The organism is Nonomuraea sp. NPDC059023, from assembly GCF_042740095.1.
Taxonomy (GTDB): Bacteria; Actinomycetota; Actinomycetes; order Streptosporangiales; family Streptosporangiaceae; genus Nonomuraea.
The window spans coordinates 128,042-147,392 of sequence record NZ_JBHYIO010000036.1; the positions used below are offsets into that span (position 1 = coordinate 128,042).

A 19,351-nucleotide genomic window follows, 5' to 3' on the forward strand; every position below is an offset into this window, starting at 1 on the left:
CTTCTTATGAACAGCGTGCCCGCTCTCCGCCCCGGGAGGCCGTGCCCGGCACGGCCTCCCGCACGCGTCTTCAGGGGGAGGCCAGGAGTGCACGCGATCGCCGAGGTACTGCTGCGCGCACGGCGGCTGGTCGCCCTCGCGCCCATGCTGGCCGACCCGCGCGCGGTGCCGCCGGTGGGCAAGCTGCGCAAGGGGATGCGGCTGGTCGCGGCGGACGTTCCGGGCGGGGTCGCGGCGCTGGAGGCCGAGCTGGTGCAGCTCGGGTTCCTGCTGTCGGGGCCGCTGCGGGACGCGCTGTGCGGGCTGGACGCGGCAGAACTGGCGAAGGTCGGCCGCAGGGTGCTGCACTGGGCGCGGAACGAGGTGGGCGCGGGTGCGGAACACATCCCGCTCTTCCGGAAATTTCCGGACAGCGTGCCTCAGGACACGCGGGACTTCTACGTGCGCCGCGTGTTCAGTCTGCTCACCCAGGCGGCCGAGCAGCCGTGCGTGCTGTGCGGAGAGCGCGGGACCGTCCATCCCGTCTCGCCGTGCGCGCACCTCGTGTGCCGCCTGTGCTGGGACGGCTCCGACTTCAGCGCCTGCCCCGTCTGCCACCGGCGGATCGCGCCCGACGATCCGTTCCTGCGTCCGGCCGGATCGGCCCGTACGGCTCCGCGCGCCACTCTCACCAGGCCGGTCGCGGTGCTGGGACTGTGCGAGGACCCGCAGGCCGCCGCCCGTGAGCTGACCGGTTCCCTCCTGGAACGGCGCACTCCCATGCCCCCGCACGAGCGGGCGGAGCTGCGCACCCTGCTGGAGTCGTGCTGGCCCGAGTCGGCGGCCTGGCTGCCGGAGGCGATCCCGGTCAAGGAGACCAGGGCGGTGGCCCTGGCCGTGGCCGCCCGGCACGGCGCCACCGGCCTGCTGGAGGCGCGCCTGGAGACCGCCACCGACGTGCTGCGGCTGCTGTTCGAGCTGATGGGCGGCGATCCCGGGCTGCGCATCGCGCCCGAGCGCCTGGCGCTGGGCAGGGGGATGCGGCGGGTCGTGCTGGGCTGCCTGGATCGGATGGCGGTGCCGTACCTGCTGGAGGATCTGCGGCGGCACGCCCGGCTGTGGGTGCGGATGGGCGAGGTGCTGCACCCGCACGAGCACGCGCGCAGGTTCCCGGTGGCCGCGATGGCGTTCGCGGCGCTGCGCGGGACGGCGCTCGACGGCGGGACGGCGTTCGGGCGGGCCCTGCTGGCGCGGGCGGCGGGCCACCCCGAAGCCGTGCGGGTGCGCGCGGGGCGGCTGCGGGCGACGACGTTCAACGGGCGGGTGGAGCCGGCGCTGGCGGCCAAGCGGTATGAGGAGGCGGCCGGGCTGCTCGCCGCGCGGCCGGGTGAGCTGGTGCGCCGCCTGTCGCAGATGCTGCGGCTGTCGCCGGAGACGCTGCTGGGTCCCGGGACGGTGCTTCAGGACGCGGTGCGGCGGGTGGCGCCGGGCGTGCTCGTGTCCGCGCTCGGGCAGCTGCGGGCGGCTCCGGGAAGCCGCCGGTTGTTCCTGCCGAGAGGCGGCACCGCGCGCTTCTGGACGCTGCCCGACGAGCGGCCGCCGCTGGCCGACGAGGTGGTGCTCGGCGCCGAGGACGTGCTCACGGCCGAGCTCCTGCGGCGCGCGTCCGCGCTGCCCGGGGTGCGCCGCGCGCTGCTGGACGAGGCGCTGGCCGACCTGGTCGCGCCGACGTCGGAGCGCACCGCGTCCAAGGCGCTGGTACGGCTGACGCGCGGCAGCAGGCAGCCGATCCCGGACGACGCCCGGCTGCGTTTCTTCCTGCACTGGGCGGAGCCGCCGGGAACCCGCGTCGACCTCGACCTGTCGGTGGCGGTCTTCGACGAGAGCTGGCGCTTCGCCGGCCTGTGCGACTACACGAACCTGCGGCTGGGCAAGGCGCTGACGCACTCGGGCGACCTGACCTCGGCGCCGGAGCCGCTCGGCGCGTCGGAGTTCATCGACGTGGACGTGCGGGCGCTGCGCGGGCGGTATCTCGTGCCGGTCGTGTTCAGCTACAACGACGTGCCCTTCGACGAGCTGGTACGCGGCTTCGCCGGGTTCATGCGGCAGCCGGAGGAGGCGTTGTTCGACCCGCTGGCGGTGCGGCAGCGCTTCGACCTGTCCGGGCCGGCGAAGATCCTGGTCCCGCTGGTGGCCGACCTGTGGTCGCGTACCTCGGTGTGGGCGGACCTCAACCTGTCGGCCGCCGGATACGGTCATCAGGTGGCCGGCAGCGGCGACGAACTGGCGGCGCTCGGCCGGGCGCTGGGCGAGGCGTTCGAGGAGCGGGTGACCATGTGGGAGCTGGCGTGCTGGCACGCGGCTGGACGCGCCCAGGAGGTGCTGGTGCGCCGCCGCGACGGCGTGGTCGTCCGTTACGAGCGCCGCCCCGGCGAACCGGTCGCCTCCTTCGCCGCGCGCCTGTCCGCCCGCGCCGGCGCGCCCGAGGGCCGGCCGGACGGCGCCGAGCTCGCGATGCTGGTCCGCGGTGACGTCGACCTGCCCGCCGACGCCGGCGTCTACGCCCTTTACCCGGACCGCTGTGGCGGACGCCGTCTGGAGGCCGCCGACCTGCTGAGCGGGCTGGCGCCGTGAACGACGACCTGATCCTGTCCGTCGTCGTGGGCTCGCGCGCCTACGGATTGGACACCGACGCCTCCGACACCGACCGCAGGGGCGTGTTCGTGGCGCCGACGCAGGCGTTCTGGCGTCTGGACAAGCCGCCCACCCATCGGGACGGGCCGCTGCCCGAGCAGTTCTCCTGGGAGGTGGAGCGCTTCTGCCGCCTGGCCCTGGAGGCCAACCCGACCGTGCTGGAGTGCCTGTGGTCGCCGCTGGTCGAGCTGAGCACCCCGCTCGGCGAGCGGCTGCTCGGGCTGCGCCGCGCGTTCCTGTCCGAGCGTGCCCGCCAGACCTTCTGCGGGTACGCCGACGCCCAGTTCCGCCGCCTGAACCCGGCCGCGCCCAAGTGGAAGCAGGCCATGCACATGATCCGTCTCATGCGCTGCGGCCTTCATCTCGTCCGGCACGGCGACCTCGAGATCGACGCCGGCCCGGAGCGCGAGCGGCTGCTGGCCGTCAAGCGCGGTGAGGTCTCCTGGGAGGAGGTGGCCGCGTGGCGGGCGGGCCTGGCGGCCGAGCTGGAGTCCGCGGTGAGCGTCCTGCCGGCGGCTCCGGACCGCGCGGCCGTCGAGGCGTTCCTGCTGGACGTCAGAAGGACCCACCTGTGAACCTGCCCGGCTGGCTGCCCGAGATCCCGGGCGAGCAGCCGTACCCGCTGGTGTTCGCGACCGTGAGCGGCGCGCACCTGTACGGCTTCCCCTCACGCGACTCCGACGTGGACCTGCGCGGTGCGCACGTGCTGCCGCTGCGCGAGGTCGTCGGCCTGCGCACCGGCCCGGAGACGCTCGACCGCACCTGGACGCGCGAGTCGGTCGAGGTGGACCTGGTGACGCACGACCTGGCCAAGTTCTGCCGGCTGCTGCTCAACCGCAACGGCTACGTGCTGGAGCAGTTGCTGTCGCCGCTGGTCGTGGCCACCTCGCCGGCGCACGCGGAGCTGACCGCGCTCGCGCCCGGCTGCCTGACCCGCCACCACGCCCACCACTATCTCGGCTTCGCCCGTACCCAGTGGCGCCTGTTCGACAAGACCGGCGAGCTCAAGCCGCTGCTGTACACGTTCCGGGTGCTGGCGACCGGCACCCATCTGATGCGCACGGGCGAGCTGGTGGCCGACCTCACCCTGCTGTCCGGGTACGGCCCGGCGTACCTGCCGGAGCTGGTGGAGGCGAAGCGGGAGGCCGAGCACGGGGCGGCGCCGGTGATCGACGGTGTGGCGGCGGACGTGGCCCGGATGACCGCGGCCCTGCGGGAGGCCCAGGCCGCCTCCTCCCTGCCCGAGGCCGCCACCGCCCACGACGCCCTGAACGACCTGGTGATCCGCCACCGCCTCGCCTAACCGGGCCCCGGCTCCGTCGCCGCTCGCCAGAGGCGGAGGGTGAGTTCCTCCTCGGCCCGGCCGGCGTAGGTCATGGCGGCCGACCAGGCGCGGGCCAGTTCGCCGGGCGGTTCCGGCAGCGACTCGCCCGTCACGGTACGCCGGACGGCGGCGGCCTGGCGGGCCAGGCTCTCCAGGAGGGCGGCGGCGGTGGGCAGCTGATCGCGGCGCAGGCGAGCGGCGGTGGCGGCGATCGTGGCGGCCGCCGCGGGGCCCGCGGTCGCCCGTCCGCCCATGGCCATCCGGTGCAGGACGCGGTGGAGCGGGGTGAGGGGGGGGGCGCGCCCGCCGGGCTTGGGCGGGAGCGGCGGGCCCGACGGGCCGGGCAGGTCGGCGAAGGGCAGGTCGTGCCGGTCTGCGGCCAGGACGGTGACCACGCCCGGCTGGTCGGGCACGACACGGACGATGACGTCGCGCTCATGGGGCTGGGCGAGTTTGCGGAGGTTGGCTTCGGCGTCGGGAGTGGCGCCGACGGCGGTCAGGGTGCCCGCGCCGGTGCGCAGGTCACGGCCCGCCAGTTCGGCCCGCAGGAACATCAGGCCGTCGCGCTCGCCGCGCAGCGCCCTGGCCAGCTGGCCGGCCGGGGGTTCCGTCCACAGGAGGCCGGTCCATGCGCATTCGCCATGGATCGCGGCCTTGGTCTCCTTCGTACTGCTCAGCCTGCCGTCGGCGCTGGCGGCGGCGTTCTGCGCGAAGACGCGGCTGCGGCCCAGCCGTTCGGGCGACAGCGCCAGCCCGCCGAAACGGACCGCCGCCCGGTAGGCGGCTCCCACCCGCTCCACGCCGCCCGGCGCCACGTCGGCGACGCTGAACAACCGTCCCGCCTCGTCGGCCAGCCAGGTCACCACGCCCGCGTAGCCGGAGGCCGTGACGACGGGCTCGCTGAACAACCCCTGGAGGATCATCGGCGGCAGCGCCTCGTAGCGGCGCCTGGCGCTCTGGCCGCCCGGTCCGGTGTCCCGCCAGGCCGTGCCGAGCAGTTCGGCCAGGTCCCGCGCGTAGCCTGCCAGCTCGAACTCCGGCCGCTTGGCCCGCACGTCGTGAACGCCCTGGGCCACGGCGGTGGCCGGCCGGGCCAGGTCGTACAGGCTCGCCTCGGCACAGGCGTGGGCCGCCCGCAGCAGCCGTTCCCTGGCCGCCGCGCCCGCGTGCGCCACTCCGGCGGCGAGCACCTCGGCCCCGGCCTCCCACGCCATCGCGGCCGGTCCGCCGCCCGGCGGACGCGCTCGGCTCGGCGTCTGCCGGGCGCCGGGGTCGGGGCGCTCGTCGCTCTGGGACGACGAGGTGCCGGGGCCGGGCTCCTCGCTCTGTACCGGGGACGTGCCGGCCAGGGGCAGGGCGCTGAGGACCGAGAGGGCGTGCAGGCAGCGTGGGGTGAGCAGGCAGGTGCAGGTGATCTGGGCGAGGTCGGTGAGCACGCCCGCGAGCGGCAGCCGTACCGTCTCCTGGCCGGTGCTGACGTGCAGTTCGGCGCCCTCGGGATGCCACTGCCAGTCCTCCGCCGCGCCCGGCGCGGCGTCCAGGCGCCTGGTGACGCGGGCGGGGGCGGCGGCGAGGGCGTCGGCTAGGACCGCGGGCATCACCTGCGGCCTCATCCGCGCACCCTCTCGGCGATCCAGCCGGCCAGTTCGGACGGGGACAGCGCCGCCACCGGCATCCCGGCGGCCGCCACCTGCTCGGCGACGGCTCGGTTGTAGATGGGTTTGCCCTGGTCGTCCAGGGCGGCCAGGCCGAGGGTGTGGGCTCCGGTGCCGGCCAGCGCGCGTACCTCGGCCAGCAGGCGGCCCACCGACACCCCCTCGTCGAAGTCGCTCACCACGGCGACGATGCTGCGGCGGGGGACGGTGAGGCGTTCGCGGGTGTAGCGCAGGGCCGTGCCGATGTCGGTGCCGCCGCCCACGGACACCTCCAGCAGCAGCGACAGCGGGTCGGCCACCCGGTCGGACAGGTCCGCGACCTCGGTGGAGAACGTGATGAAGCGTACGCTCAACGCCGGGACCCCGTGCAGCACGGCGGCGGCCAGCGCGGCGTAGATGGTCGAGCGTTCCATGGAGCCCGACACGTCCACGCACAGGTGCAGGTGCCAGTCGGCGCCACGCCGGGCCCGGGTCCTGAACACCGGCCGCTCCACCACGACCTCCGGCCCGCGTTCGGTGAGCCGGGCGGTGTGGAGGTTGCGCCGCAGGGTACGGCGCAGGTCGATGGGGCCGCCCGGCCGCGAGGTGGGCCGCGGCGTGGTCAGGCCGGTGAGCGCGGGCCGCATGCGCCGGGCCAGCTTCTCGGTCAGCTCGGCCACCATCCGCGCCACCAGCGGGCGCAACCTGGCCAGCCGCGCCTCGGGAAGCGCCCCGGCCAGGGCCAGCATGCCTTCGAGCAGGCCGACGTCCGCGCTGACCCGCTCCGGGTCCAGGGCCAGGAGCGCGTCCACCCGCCCGCGCGCCGCCGCCCGTCCCACGACCTCCTCGCGTACCCGGGCCCCGAACAGTGCCTCCAGCTCCTCCACCCACTCCCGGGCGGAGGGATACGGCCGCCCGTCCCCACCCGCGCCGGCCCCCTCCCCCGTTCCCGCCCCGTACAGGTCGTCCAGCGCCCGCGCGACTGCCCTGGCCGCGGGGTCCAGCCGGTCGGCCGCACGCCCCAGCACCATCCGCCACCGGTCGGCGCGCCCGATCCGCCGCGCGTACCCCTCCCCGTCCCGTGGGACCGCCACGGGGCGCGCGCCGTCCGCGGCCTCGCCGTCCGCGCCGTCCAGGGCCGCGGGATCCAGCTCCAGTACGGCCAGCCGCCCCGCCTCGTCGGCCGCGGCCCAGGCGGCGAGTTCCCCGGCCGGGGCGTGGAGGGTCAGGTCGGTGTCCAGCCCGAGGCTGTCGAGCAGGCGCTGGCGGGAGGCGGGAGACAACGCCTCGAACCCGTCACGGAGCGCGGGCAGCCGGGCGAGGAACGCGGCGTCGTCCCAGATCTCGACCCGTTCGGCCAGCGGCGCCAGCAGCTCGGCCGACGCCTCCAGCATCGCCCCCGCCACCAGCACCACCCCGGCCACCCGCCCCGCCGCCATCACCCCCGCCCCGGCCACCGCCTCGACGGCCCCGGCCGCCCCGGCCCCGGTCTCGGCGGGCGAGCGGGATGGCCGGTCAGCGGGCGGAAGGGGCGACCGGTCAGCGGGCGGGTAGGGCGCCTGGTCTGCGGGAGGCAGCAGGGCCGGTGGTGGCTCAGGGGAGGCGGATTCGGCCCAGGTGGCGAGGCGTACCGACAGCGAGGCGGAGGTGTCCGCGCCCGCGACGAGCAGGGCCGCGGCGGCGGCGCCCTGGGCCAGAGGGGTGCCGTCGGCGGCCATGCGGCGCAACGCCCACGTCAGGCGGCCCCGGGCGGGTGCGAGCCGGACCAGTTCGCCCAGTAGCGCCGCCTCCTCGTGGCGGGTCATCCCGGACAGGCCTTCGACGGAGGCGACGGCGGCGGTCAGGACGAGTTCGGCCGCCTCCCGGCAGCCGGGCGGCGGCGTGGGGAGGGCGGCGAGGCGGCAGAGGAGGCGGTGGCAGGCCACCAGGTCAGCGGGGCCGGCCACGGGGACGAACTCCGTGCCGAGACGGCCAAGCAGCTCGGCGGTCAACTCCGGCAGGCCGCATGCGGCGGCCTTCTCCAGGACGCCGGGGAGGCGTTCGGTCAGGGCGGCGCGGCGCAGGCGGCCCTCGGCGGCGGGGGCGAGGGTGGTGCCGTAGACGGCGGCCCGCTCCAGCGTCGCCTCTGTCAGGGGACGCCAGCGTACGGTCCACGAACGGCCCAGGGTGTCGGCGCCGCCGACGCCGGTCATGGGGCGTTCCTCCGCGTAGCCGACTTCCAGCGCGGACAGGCGGCTGAGCGCCAGGTGGCGGCGCTGGTCGAGGGGTGAGCGGTGGGGGTCGAGGCGCAGGACGGCCTCCGGCTGCCCGGGTCCCGGCAGCCCCAGGCCGGCGACGAGCGCCTCGACGTGGGTGAGCAGGCCGGAGCGGGGGGCGGCGGGGTCGACCTGGCCGCGGCGGGCGCCGATGAGGACCCGTTCGGCGGCTCGGGCCACGGCGCGGGCGCGGCCCAGGGGTTCGCCTTGGGCCAGCGTGCTCTGGAGGGCTTCGACCAGCTCGCGGCGTCCGGGGGCGGGCAGGTCGCGGAGGGCGGCCAGGTCGCGGGCCATGCCGTACGCGGCCTTGGCGTCGGGGACGCCCGCCACGTGGCCGTCGCGCCGCAGTTCCGCGCAGATCCGGGCGATCGTCTCCGCGGCGGCCCGTTCCACGGCGGCGGGGTCGCCCTCGGCCAGGTAGACGGCCTGGCGCCATTCCGGGTCCTTGATGCCGGCGGGGTAGCCGGAGCGCGAGTCCAGCAGCTCGAAGCCGTAGGGAACGAGCGCGGTCACCACCTCCTCCCGCACGGGCTCGGGAACGGCGGCGGCGGGGGCGGTCAGCGCGGGGGCGTGGAAGGCGCCGACGACGACCGCCGCGCCCTCCGGCCCGATGTCGGCGATACGGCGCCGCATCCACGCCTCCCTCGCCAGATCCCGCTCGGAGATCGTGCCGGCGTCCTGCCGCAGGGCCCAGCCGACGGCCAGGGCGGCGCGGCGGATCCGCCCGGGTTCGGCCCCGTGGGAGGGCGTCTCCACGAGGCGGTCCCACAGCTCCTCGTGGTCGTCCACGTCCATCCGCCGCATCAGGGCGGGCACCAGCTCCCCTGCCGGGCTGTCGCCGGGCAGCTCGGTGAGCAGGTCGATGGCGTGCACCGGCACCCCGCGCCCGACCGCCCACCGCACCGCGGCCAGTTCCGGCGAGAAGTCAGCGAACGGGTAGAAACCCAGCCGCTCCCCCTCCTGCGAGGCGACGGCCAGCGCCACGGGCGCCGTGGTGGCGGGCGAGCCGAGCCAGCCCAGCCACTCCTGCAGTTCCCCGGGCAGCTCGACCAGCACCGCCCGCGGCCGCGCCGCCTCCAGCAGGTACGGCATGGCCGCCGCCAGCACCGGCGAATGGTGACGGACCCCGATCAGATAAGGCGCCCGCCCTCCGGCCAGCTCCTCGAGTTCTTTCACGACCCACCGGACAGCGCGTCGCGCAGCTCGTACAGCCGCCGCCACAACCGCGGCCCGCTCTCGGCCCGCCGCCGCACCGTCGTGTCCCAGTACGCCAGCAGCTTGCCCTGATCGTCGGGATCGTCCTTGCGCACGACGCCCAGCAGATACCCGGGCAGCAACGAAAGCGGGTCGGGAACGGGCAGGTAGGCGGCCTGCAACCCCATCGACCCGGCGACCGCCACCGCCTCGGCGGTGCTCATCACCGCGGCCGGCCGCTCCACCGGCCAGCCCTCCTCCGCGGTGCCGAGCCGCAGGTCGCGGAAGGTCGTCACCAGCGCCTCCATGACCGCGTCGTCGACCTCCAGCGTGGCCCCGGCGCGGGCGAGGGCGGCGCCGGCCTGGGTGCGGACGAGGGCGACCTCGTCGGCGAGGGTCCCGATGGGCGGCACGACCTCGAAGTTGAAGCGCCGCTTCAGGGCCGCGCTCATCTCGGAGACGCCCCGGTCGCGCAGGTTCGCGGTGGCGATCACGTTGAAGCCCTGGGCGGCGTACTCGGTGGCGCCGAGCTCGGGCACGGCCATGCGGCGCTCGGACAGCACCGACACCAGCGCGTCCTGCACCTCGGGCAGGCAGCGGGTGATCTCCTCGACCCTCGCCACGGCTCCCGCGCGCATCGCGGCCAGGATCGGGGAGGGCACGAGCGCCTGCCCGCTGACCCCTTCCGCCAGCAGCAGGCGGTAGTTCCAGCCGTAGCGCAGGTGTTCCTCGGTGGTGCCCGCGGTGCCCTGGACGACCCGCTCGCTGGCGCCGCTGACGGCGGCGGCCAGCAGTTCCGACAGCATCGACTTGGCGGTGCCCGGTTCGCCGACGAGCAGCAGGCCGCGTTCTCCGGCGAGCGTGACCACGGCCCGCTCGACCAGCGCCCGCTCGCCGACGAACTTGCGCGCGACCCGCCGGCCGTCGCCCATGACGAAGTCCACGACGGCCGAGGGCGTCAGCCGCCAGCCGGGCGGGCGGGGACCGGGGCGGGCGGCCAGCTGCTCCAGCTCCTCCGCGTGGCGGACCTCGGCGGGCTCGACCTGCGCCTGAAGGCTCATCGGGGGCCCTCCCCCTCGCGCACGCGCCGCCACGCCCGCTCGAACAGCTCGGGCAGCGACGTCTCCGGCAGGCGGCGGCCGAGCGTGAGCGGATACAGCGCCTCCAGCTTCCACGTCTCGGCGGGCAGATCGGGCGCCTTGCCCTTGGTCCAGCCGCCGGGCAGGAAGAACCCGCGGCCCGCGCGTTCGCGCTTGGCGGCCATGACCAGCCCGCGTTCCGACAGGACGGCGGCGGCCTTCTTGTGGCGAGCGGGCGTCCAGTCGTTCCAGGTGCGGACGTTGCGGTCGGTGGGTTCGAGGAGCGTGAGCAGTTGCAGGTAGAGGACGGCGGCGTCCTCGTCCAGGCCGAGCTCGTCGGCCGCCGCGGCGAGCACGCCCGGTGCGCTCGCTCTGGGATCGGCCTCCCAGCGGCCCGCCTCCAGCAGCGGGGCCCGTTCGGCCATCCGGGTGTAGCCGTCCGAGCGCAGCAGCGCGACGATCCGGGCCGCCGGCGTCGTGGTGTCCCAGGGCGTCTCCAGCGACAGCTGCAGCCGGGAGCGGGCGTCGCCGCCGAGAAGGGCGGGGCGGAAGAACGTCCGGCCGTGGGTCACGACGATGGTCAGGCCGTCGTCGACGGCCGCGACCTCCTCGTCCAGCTTTCCCCGGTACGGCTCGCCGGTGAAACCCTCCGCCTCCATCGGGCCGCCGCGCAGGAGCAGCCCCGGGTGGTTCAGGCGGCGCCGTACCAGGTCGAGGGCGGCCGGCAGGCCCGCGCGGACGGGATGGCCGCCCGGCAGCGTGGCATACGCCCACGGCAGCGCCAGCACGAGGTCGGCGAGCAGGTCGTTCAGGGCGACGGGCTCGACCACCTCGTGGTAGCGGTTCCCGGCCAGCCAGGTGTCGTGGTCCCGGTTCAGCTCGGCGACCGAGGACGGGTCGGTCAGCGCGCCGAGCGCCATGACAGCGGGCAGCCGCAGCGGCAGGGTCCTGGCGGCGGTCACGGCGTCCTCGGGCACCCGCGTCCGGCGTCCGAAGCGGGCGGTCCACGCGTCGGCGAGGCCGCGCGCGAGCGCCTTCTGGTCCCAGGGGTCGGCGGGGACGGCTTCGTCGAGCAGGTCACGCCGTTCTTGCCGGGTGAGCGCCTTGAGCTCGTCGCGGGCGATGACGGCCTCGGCGGGCTTCAGCCCGAGTACCTCACGGCTCTCGGCGTCGAGGAAGTCGCGGCCCCAGCTGTCCAGGCCGGGCAGCCCGGCCAGCAGCAGCGCGGCGGCGGGCCGGCCGAGACCGGTCTCGGCGCACAGGAGCTCGACGGCCTCGGGATCGTGCGCGGCGGGGCCCTGCGTCCGCAGCCGGTCGACGAAGGCGGCGAGCGTGCGCGGCGTGGCCCAGCCGGTGGGCAGCTCGGCCGAGACGTCCAGCACCTCGCCGGCGCGGGGGGCGGTGCCGTACTCGATGAACCTGCGGCGCCGCGCCTGGTAGATGCCCGAGTAGTCGGGGGTGAGGTCGAGCGTGAGGTGGGCGCCTTCGGCGGACAGGTGGCCGGTGAGGCCGGCCACGTCGGCGACGCCGCGGCGCAGGCCGGGCTCGGCCAGCCGCGAACCCGACCACAGCTCCAGCAGGGCGAGGATCGCGGCCCTGCGCGGCGCGGGCGTGGCGGGCGAGATCGCGCGCACGGCCAGGCCGCCGAGGCGGCCGATCAGGTCGGTCCAGTCCTGGAAGCTGCCGGGCATGCCGCCCTTGACCGCCTCGGGCGGGACCTCGCCGGACAGGAACGCGACCGTGAAGGCGATCTGCCGCCCGGCCTGGTAGGTGAGCATGCCCTGGGCGTTGACCAGGTCGGCCAGCGCCTTGGCGAGCTCCTCCTCGTCGAGGCCGGGGACGAGCCCGGCGGTGGCGCCCGCGCTGATGAGCAGTTCGTCGCGGCGGGTGGCCAGTTCGTTCGCCTGCCGCACCAGCCCGGCCACGCCGCGCCGCAGCCGCTCGTGCGTGACGGGTGGCGCGCCGCCGTCCATGAGCGCCCGCGCGCCGGCCTCCGTCAGATCCCGCAGTACGGCGGAGCCGCCGGGATCGCGCGGCGCCAGATGGTGCCAGAACGCCTGGAACGGCACCAGGGCGGTGCCGTCCGAACTGCCCTTGGCGGTGCTCCACCGGTCGCGGCCGGTGGTGACGTCCCAATGGAGCGTCCCGTCGGCCTCGGTGAGGACGACCGTGGTACCGGTGCCGGTGAGCAGCAGGGGCTCGGCGCGTCCGGGCAGGTCGAGCAGTCCCCAGGGCGTCGCCGTCAGCTTCGCGCTGCCGCCGCGGCCGTCGGCGCGCGCGTAGGTGTAGTGGCCGCCCGCCGAGTGGACGCGGAAGCCGATCATGCCGTCCGCGGCGCCGAGCGGCGTACGCTCCAGGCCCTCGGGCAGCGGGGCCAGCGAGCAGCCGTCCAGTTGCCACCGCGCATCGGGCGGCGGCGGCGCGTCCTCCAGGAACGCCGGCAGGCTGGCCCGCCCGAGCTGTCCCGCGGCCGGGTCGAGCTCGCGCAGCACCGGCCGCCACGCGTCGGGCTGGATCCAGAACGTGGCGCCGTCGGAGAACATGCGGCCGGTCTCGTCGAGTTCGGGCCGCCGGTCGCCGGGGTGCAGGGCCTTGCGGCCGGTGACGCGCCCGCCCGAGGGAGTGAGGAAGGCGTAGCCGAGCCCGGCCCGGTGCTCGTGGAAGTAGTGCCAGCCGTCCTTCTCGTGGATCTCCGAGGGCGCCGACGACCAGTAGAACGAGCGCGACTCGTTGGTGCCCCAGGCGACGCGGAAGGCGCCGCCGGCGTAGAGGACGTCGAGATGGGGCGTGCCGGCGGGCACCCGCAGGTCGTGCTCGGCGACCCGGCCGCCCGGTCCGAGGGCGATCGCCTTGGCGGCGGTGAAGACGGTGAGCACGGGCCAGCTCGCGCTGACGCGCGCGTCGTCGCCGAGCTCTTCCAGGGCGGCGTCGAACGCCTCCCAGCCCAGCTCGTCGTAGACGCCCGCCCGCAGCGTACGGCACAGCGGCACCGCGAAGTCGATGCCCTCGATCGCCTCGCGCAGCCCTTCGAAGGCGGCCAGCACGGGACCGGTGAGCGCGTTCTCCAGGGCGTCGAGCGCGGAGCGCGCGTCCAGCAGCCCGCCGGAGGCCGCCTGCCGGGTCCTGTCGAGCAGCCAGGCGTGGACCATCGGCCGCAGCACCGGGATCTCGATCAGTTCCTCGACCTCGCGGTGGTTGCCCACGGCCTGCTCCAGCAGGGGCGCGAAGCGCGGGTCGGCGGCGACGGCGGCCAGGTCGCGGATCCGCCCGTTCATCAGCCACCTGCCCAGGTGGACGACGGCCTCGCTGCCGGGATCGGCGACCGGGACCCCGGCGGCCAGGCACGCGTCCAGCAGATCGAGGTCGAGCATCCGGCTGCGCCAGGCCACTCCCCCGTCCAGCCGGACCGGCTCGCCCTCGGCGGCCAGCCGGCCGGCGATCCGCTCCACCAGCGCGAGCAGCGCCGGTGAGCCGGGCTCCGAGCGCCAGCCGCGCTTGAGGTGGGCCACCAGCCGCGACAGCCACGCGGCCGGGACGGTGTCGAGCGCGCCGGACTCGCGCAGCAGCTCCAGCCACCATTCGTCGACGCCGTCGGCGGTGGGGAAGACCTCCAGCAGCGCCTGCCGCGGCTGGGCGAGCAGGGTCGCGCGGTAGGCCTTCCAGAACGCGGGGCGGGCCCGCTTCACCGCCGGGGCGCCGAGCAGGGTGGCGATGAGGCGTTCGTCCTCGGCGGCGGGGTCGAGCTTGGCGGCCTTGGCCAGCTTGCGCAACTGCTTGGGCAGGTCGCTCCACGGCGGCAGGCCGCCGAGCGTGCGCCGGACCGCCAGCTCGAACAGTTCGTCGTAGGCGCGGCGCGGCTCGTAGCGTTCGGCCAGCTCGACGACGTAGGTGTTGACCGCCTTGACCGGCAGGGCCCCGGCGAAGGCGTACTCCAGGAACACCGCCCGGCGGGCCGCCTCGTCCACGGGCAGCGCGTAGGTGGCCTCTGCCTCGCGGGCCCGACCGAACATCACCGCCGCCTGGCCGCCGTGCCCGGCCGCGATGAACGTCCGCCCGGCCTGCTCCCAGAAGCTCGGCAGGTGCGTGCGCGGCAGGGTGGCGACCAGTTCCGCGTAGGCGTCGGCGGCGGCCCCCGGACGGGCGGCGGCCAGGCGGGCGGCGCGCTCCATGCCGGAGACGGCGGCCAGCGCCGCCTTGGCGCCGCGCGGGTCGTTGACCAGGGCCCAGGCCGGGTAGCCGAGGCCGCGGCGGCGTCCGGTGGCGAGGGGCTGGCTCACGTGCGGCTCGCCGTACCCGAGGAAGGCCATGGCGCGGTCCTCGGCCGGCGCGGTCGTCTCGCCGATGAGGCGGATCACCGGGCGCTCGCCGAGCGCGGGGTGGCCGTAGGCGCGGGCCCGGACGGGCTGGCCGCCTTCGGCCCCGGCCGGGGCGAGCCCGGCGTCGAGGAGGAGGTCGTCAGTCACCGTCGGTGATCCTTCCCGCGTAGATGAGCTCGGCCATGCGCACGCCTTCCGACCAGGCGACCGGCCCGACGTCGGCGGGTTCGAGCGGGCGCTCGTCGGCGCCGACCCAGATCAGGTCTCCCGTGTACGCCTCGTAGTCGGGGCCGTCGTCGCCCAGCCAGTAGCGGGCCTGGACGGGACGGCCGGAGTCCACGACCGGGCAGACGGCATAGCCGCCGCGCACCCGGAAGCCGAACCGGGCGGCGCGGGCGGTGGCGTGGCGCAGCTCGGAGAACCGGCCGCCCGCGTAGTCGGGCACTCCGGCGCCCTTGTGGTGAACCTCGCGGGCCAGCTGCGGCACACGCTGCGCCGCGCCCAGTTCGGCGGCGAACTCGCGCAGGTCGGCCAGATCCGCCAGCAGCACGGGGTGCGGGATCAGGATCGGCCCCGGCTCCAGCCAGGCGGTCTCGGCGTCGAGGTCGACGACGCCGAGCCGGCCGTCCTCGCCGGCGTCCTTGAGCAGCCCCGGCTCGTCGTCACGCAGGACGACCAGGTCGGTGAGCGCCTCTCGCCAGGCCGGATCCGGCCAGACGGCCGCGATCATCGGGGACGGGACGGGGTGGCCGCCGAGCATCCAGGACTCCACCGTGGCCAGGCACTCGGCCTCGTGCCGGGCGAGGTGGTCGCGCAGGGCGAGCAGTTCCTCTGCGGCGGGGCTGTCCTTGACCGCCTTGGGCACCGATTTGAGCCGCCTGCCGGCGGCGTTCTGGCAGGCGAGCGCGCCGCCGTCGAGGGCGAGCCGGTAGCCGCCTCCGGCCTCCACCCACGTCACATCTTCCGACATGGCTGGCATCTTTGCAGAAGTCAGCGACAATCCCGTTTTGCCGGATTATTCGGCCGATGACAGGACGAGGCGGATCGAGTAGTTCCGATACCCGAGCCGCTCGAACGAACGCGCCATCGGCACGTTCCCCAGATCCGTGTCCGCCGCGATCCGCCGCGCGCCCCGCCCGGCCAGGAACCTGGTGATCTCCGCCAGCAGGTCGTCGGCGTAGCCGTGGCCGCGGTGCTCGGGCACCACGCCCAGGTAGCCGACGACCGGCCCACCGTTGTTGGCCGACGGCAGCGCGACGCCGACCAGGTCGCCGCCCGGAGTGTGGGCCAGCATCCACCACGAACGCTCGCCCGGCATCGACTTGTAGTCCTCGACGTCCTGCCTGGCCTGCTCGATCGGGTCCATGGTGGCCAGCGCCTCGCGCGTCTCGTGGTCGAGCGTGCCCTCGGCGACCCGCCGGAACGCCTCGGCGAACACCTCGTCGTCGTCCTCGGTCCTGAACACCAGCCGGCCGGAGGCGGCGGGCAGCGGGTCGTCCTGGGTCCACTCGTAGCGCAGCCGCTCCAGCTCGAACGTCAGCCCGGCGCGGGCCGCCGCCTCCTGGCGCCAGGCGATGGCCGCGGCGACGGCGGGGCGCTCGCGCCAGCCGTTCGGGAGGAACACGTGGTAGGCGGGCCGCGTGCCGTACACCTCGTGGGCGTGGGAGAGCAGGTCGGCGGCGAGCTCCACGCGGTCCTCCACGGAGGGGTCGACGTAGACGCAGTCGAGCGCCATCGGCTGGTCGCTGCCGGCGAAGCTCCACCAGACGGCGCGGGCCATGACACGCCCGTCCTGCTCGGCGATCCAGACGCGGTCGTGCCGGTACTGCCCGTCGGCCAGAAAGCCGGTCAGGCGGCCGGGGTCGGCCCAGCTGATGCCGTCATCGACGGTGCAGGCGAGCAGGCGGTCGAGATCAGACTCGACCGAGGGGCGAAAGAGCACACTTCCTCCACAACTTCCAGGTCGGGGGACTCTAGCAAGTAGAGTCTTCGACGATGAACCACACGATCTCGCCCACTCCCGGCGCCCTGCTCGGCGACGACGCCTACGCCTGCTCGTGCGGCGCCTCGTTCGCCGGCCGGATGCCCGCCGAGCTCCACGCCGCCGAGAACGACCGGTGCACCGGCTGCCTCGGCTCCGGCGAGGAGACGATGGCGCCCGGCGTCACCCGGCCCTGCACCAACTGCGCGGGCAGCGGGGGACGCAGGGAGCAGATCATCTGGCAACTGGCGCACTCCGAGGCGGAGCAGCTGATCACGATGAGCACGGTGCGGGGGGTGATCGCCGGGTTCGACGGGCCGTTCCGGCTGTCGGAGATCGCCGACCTGATCCGCTCGGGCCTCGATCTGCCGGTGGGCCGCCTTCCGGTGGGGCCGCGGGTGCGCGACCTGCTCCTGGAGCTCCAGTCCATGGGCGAGATCACCATGATCTCCGCCCCCGACGAACTCCTCGACGGCACCGACGTCGTCCTCTACCGCGACCCGAGCTGGCAGCGCACCCCCACTCTCGGCATCTGACCCGCCTTTTTTACGTTACGGCTCGCGCCCCCTTGCCCGGACTCGCCGTCGTGGGCCGGGGTCTGTCGAGCGCCGGTCGTGAGGGCTCACGGGGTGCTCGCCGTGACGACTCCGCTGTTGCCCGGCCTTCGGGTCATCGGCCCTCAGCCCACCACCATTCGGCGAGCCACGGGGCGGTGGCGCTGTCCTCTGAGCGCACGGGGGTCGCACTGCCCCTACCTCCGGTGCCCCCGGGCGTGCTTTCTCAGGCGCGGGCGAGGAGTTCGCCGTGCAGGACGGAGAACCAGCCGTCCTCGTCGGCCGCCCAGGTGCGCCAGCCCTCCGACAGCCGCGCCAGGTCCGGCGCGGTGGCCAGGCCGGTCGAGGTGGCCTGGTGGGCCAGCGCGGAGGAGACGACGCGTTCGGCCCACATGCCGCCCCACCACTCCCGGTCCTGCGGTGTCGAGAAGCACCACGTGGAAGAGGTGGTCGTCACGTCGGAGAGGCCCGCCTGCCTGGCCCACGACGGCAGCCGGCGCCCGGCGTCGGGTTCGCCGCCGTTGGCTCGGGCGGCGCGCTGGTAGACGTCCATCCACGCGTCGAGCTCCGGCAGTTCCGGGTACCAGGCGAACGCCGCGTAGTCGCTCTCGCGCACGGCCACGATGCCGCCCGGCTTGGTGACGCGCCGCATCTCGCGCAGCGCCCGCACGGGGTCGGCCACATGCTGGAGCACCTGGTGCGCGTGCGTGACGCAGAAGGTGTCGTCGGGGAACGGCAGCGCGTGCACGTCGGCCACGGCGAAGTCGATGTTGCCCGCTCCCCTGGCCGCCGCCTCGTCGCGCGAGAGCTGGAGCGCCTCGTCGGTGACCTCGGCGGCGGTGACGCGGGCGACGCGCGTGGCCAGGCCGGCGGTGATGGTGCCGGGTCCCGCGCCGACGTCCAGCAGGCTCATGTGCGGCTTGAGGTGGGGCAGGAGGTATCCGGCCGAGTTCTCGGCGGTGCGCCAGCGGTGGGAGCGCAGAACGGACTCGTGGTGGCCGTGTGTGTACATGAGGATCACCCTAGTCTGCATCTCAGAATTTGGAAGAATGTGTCTTAAATAGCGAGACTCGCAGTGCCGTACACTTGTTGCGAATCTTTCGCATCTAGGGAGGGCGTCCGTCGTGGGAGAGGTCCGTCCGATCGTGTACGTCGGGGATCCGGTGCTGCACACCCCCTGCGAGCCGGTCACCCGGTTCGACGAGGCACTGGCCGCGCTGGTCGACGACATGTTCGCCAGCATGTACGCCGCCAAGGGCGTGGGCCTGGCCGCCAACCAGATCGGCGTCGGCCTGCGCGTCTTCATCTACGACTGCCCCGACGCCGACGGCGAGCGCCAGGTGGGCGTGGTCGTCAACCCCACGCTCGAACTCCCGCCGGTCGGCGAGCGCAACCTCGACCCGGGCGACGAGGGCTGCCTGTCGGTCCCCGGCCAGTACGCGCCGCTGCCCCGCGCCGACGTCGCCACCGTCCACGGCCAGGACCTCACCGGCGCCCCCGTCACCGTCGAGGGCACCGGCCTGATGGCCCGCTGCCTGCAGCACGAGAGCGACCACCTCGACGGCCACCTCTACATCGACCGCCTCCCGGCCAAGCGCCGCAAGCAGGTGCTCAAGGCCTACGAGGAGTCGCTGACCACCACCTGAGCCGGGTCAGAAGGTGAACATCCGCAGACCCGGCTCCAGCGGCCGGGGCGGCCCGGTGTAGCGGTGGACGCCGACGGTGAAGTCCTCCCGGGTGAGCCCCTCCAGCTCGAAGCCCTCCTCGGCGAACCACGAGCACACCCGCGGCCCCAGGTCGGGCTCGCGGCAGTGGCGGGTCCAGATCACGGTGGCGCCCGGTGAGCACAACATCGGCAGGTAGCCGATCGTGCGGCGGACGTCCGCGTCGGTGATGTTGCCGAAGACGCCGCAGACCAGGACCAGGTCCGCGGGGACGGCTCCGGCGTAGGCGTCGGTGAGGGCGGCGTCGGCCGCGACGACCTCGACGCCTTCGGGGGCCGACTGCCGCGCCAGCCGTACGTTGCGCTCGTCGAGCTCCACCAGGCGGGCGCTCACCCCGGCGCGCCCGGGGTGTCCGGCCAGGACGGGCAGCAGGTCGCGGCCCTGGCCCGCGCAGAGGCTGACCACGGTGCGCGCGCCGGCGTCGAGCGCGCCGGAGATCGCCGCGCGCACCACCCTCAGCCTGCGCCACAACGGAGAACCTGGGGAGTCGTAGCCGGTGTGCCAGCCGTGCCAGTCGGGTTCCTCCATGATCGCCATGCTAACGCCGCCGGGCGGGCCGGGGCCCCGGGGCCCCGCCCGCCCCCCCCCGCCGCCCGCCCCGCGCGCCGGCACCCGGC

The 19,351-nt window shown here is 75.2% G+C and carries 13 protein-coding genes; 5 read left to right on the forward strand and 8 right to left on the reverse strand.

Features of this window, described 5'->3' with window-relative positions; genetic code table 11:
* Positions 1-87 precede the first annotated feature (87 nt).
* Genes ACFWYW_RS44255 through ACFWYW_RS44265 form a run of 3 tightly spaced genes read left to right on the forward strand, consistent with a single transcriptional unit; the run spans position 88 to position 3,976 of the window.
* Positions 88-2,613 (forward strand): MXAN_6230/SCO0854 family RING domain-containing protein, encoded by a 2,526-nt coding sequence (locus ACFWYW_RS44255; RefSeq protein ID WP_379623222.1) that lies wholly within the window; start codon positions 88-90, stop codon positions 2,611-2,613.
* Positions 2,610-3,248: a DNA polymerase beta superfamily protein gene (locus ACFWYW_RS44260; protein WP_379623220.1), complete on the forward strand. Its 639-nt coding sequence runs from the start codon at positions 2,610-2,612 to the stop codon at positions 3,246-3,248. Before ACFWYW_RS44255 ends, ACFWYW_RS44260 begins: the two co-directional genes overlap by 4 nt.
* A complete protein-coding gene (locus ACFWYW_RS44265; protein ID WP_379623219.1) occupies positions 3,245-3,976 on the forward strand; it encodes a DNA polymerase beta superfamily protein in 732 nt (243 codons plus the stop codon). The genes ACFWYW_RS44260 and ACFWYW_RS44265 overlap by 4 nt, the downstream gene beginning before the upstream one ends.
* Here the strand turns inward: ACFWYW_RS44265 and ACFWYW_RS44270 are convergent.
* The 6 genes from ACFWYW_RS44270 to ACFWYW_RS44295 are packed head-to-tail and all read right to left on the reverse strand — an operon-like array spanning position 3,973 to position 16,417.
* Positions 3,973-5,610, reverse strand: a complete 1,638-nt coding sequence (locus ACFWYW_RS44270; RefSeq protein WP_379641273.1) for a hypothetical protein — start codon at positions 5,608-5,610, stop codon at positions 3,973-3,975. The two genes, ACFWYW_RS44265 and ACFWYW_RS44270, sit on opposite strands and share 4 nt — an antisense overlap.
* On the reverse strand, positions 5,607-9,062 hold the full coding sequence (locus ACFWYW_RS44275) for a DUF5682 family protein (RefSeq protein ID WP_379623215.1): 3,456 nt from the start codon (positions 9,060-9,062) through the stop codon (positions 5,607-5,609). The genes ACFWYW_RS44270 and ACFWYW_RS44275 overlap by 4 nt, the downstream gene beginning before the upstream one ends.
* Positions 9,059-10,141 (reverse strand): AAA family ATPase, encoded by a 1,083-nt coding sequence (locus ACFWYW_RS44280; RefSeq protein WP_379623213.1) that lies wholly within the window; start codon positions 10,139-10,141, stop codon positions 9,059-9,061. The genes ACFWYW_RS44275 and ACFWYW_RS44280 overlap by 4 nt, the downstream gene beginning before the upstream one ends.
* Positions 10,138-14,622 (reverse strand): hypothetical protein, encoded by a 4,485-nt coding sequence (locus ACFWYW_RS44285; protein WP_379623211.1) that lies wholly within the window; start codon positions 14,620-14,622, stop codon positions 10,138-10,140. The genes ACFWYW_RS44280 and ACFWYW_RS44285 overlap by 4 nt, the downstream gene beginning before the upstream one ends.
* Positions 14,615-15,445 (reverse strand): DUF4132 domain-containing protein, encoded by an 831-nt coding sequence (locus ACFWYW_RS44290; protein WP_379623209.1) that lies wholly within the window; start codon positions 15,443-15,445, stop codon positions 14,615-14,617. Before ACFWYW_RS44290 ends, ACFWYW_RS44285 begins: the two co-directional genes overlap by 8 nt.
* A 45-nt stretch (positions 15,446-15,490) precedes the next feature.
* On the reverse strand, positions 15,491-16,417 hold the full coding sequence (locus ACFWYW_RS44295; RefSeq protein WP_379623207.1) for a GNAT family N-acetyltransferase: 927 nt from the start codon (positions 16,415-16,417) through the stop codon (positions 15,491-15,493).
* Positions 16,418-16,470: 53 nt separating this feature from the next.
* Between ACFWYW_RS44295 and ACFWYW_RS44300 the strand changes: the two genes are divergently transcribed.
* Complete coding sequence (locus ACFWYW_RS44300; protein ID WP_379623205.1) at positions 16,471-16,992, forward strand: hypothetical protein; 522 nt, start codon at positions 16,471-16,473, stop codon at positions 16,990-16,992.
* 244 nt (positions 16,993-17,236) lie between these two features.
* On the opposite strand, the gene ACFWYW_RS44305 is transcribed toward ACFWYW_RS44300, so the two are convergent.
* Positions 17,237-18,028: a class I SAM-dependent methyltransferase gene (locus ACFWYW_RS44305; protein WP_379623296.1), complete on the reverse strand. Its 792-nt coding sequence runs from the start codon at positions 18,026-18,028 to the stop codon at positions 17,237-17,239.
* 106 nt (positions 18,029-18,134) lie between these two features.
* On the opposite strand from ACFWYW_RS44305, the gene def reads away from it, so the two are divergent.
* Positions 18,135-18,656, forward strand: a complete 522-nt coding sequence (gene def / locus ACFWYW_RS44310) for a peptide deformylase (RefSeq protein WP_379623203.1) — start codon at positions 18,135-18,137, stop codon at positions 18,654-18,656.
* A gap of 6 nt (positions 18,657-18,662) precedes the next feature.
* Here def and ACFWYW_RS44315 read toward each other — a convergent pair whose 3' ends face one another.
* On the reverse strand, positions 18,663-19,262 hold the full coding sequence (locus ACFWYW_RS44315) for an SAM-dependent methyltransferase (protein ID WP_379623201.1): 600 nt from the start codon (positions 19,260-19,262) through the stop codon (positions 18,663-18,665).
* Positions 19,263-19,351 lie beyond the last annotated feature (89 nt).

What these genes read in the sequence shown, in the direction of transcription:
- ACFWYW_RS44270 (WP_379641273.1), bottom strand. Translation starts at nt 5,610, where the DNA reads ATGAGGCCGCAGGTGATGCCCGCGGTCCTAGCCGACGCCCTCGCCGCC.
- ACFWYW_RS44280 (WP_379623213.1), bottom strand. Translation starts at nt 10,141, where the DNA reads ATGAGCCTTCAGGCGCAGGTCGAGCCCGCCGAGGTCCGCCACGCGGAG.
- ACFWYW_RS44290 (WP_379623209.1), bottom strand. Translation starts at nt 15,445, where the DNA reads ATGTCGGAAGATGTGACGTGGGTGGAGGCCGGAGGCGGCTACCGGCTC.
- ACFWYW_RS44300 (WP_379623205.1), top strand. Translation starts at nt 16,471, where the DNA reads ATGAACCACACGATCTCGCCCACTCCCGGCGCCCTGCTCGGCGACGAC.
- ACFWYW_RS44315 (WP_379623201.1), bottom strand. Translation starts at nt 19,262, where the DNA reads ATGGAGGAACCCGACTGGCACGGCTGGCACACCGGCTACGACTCCCCA.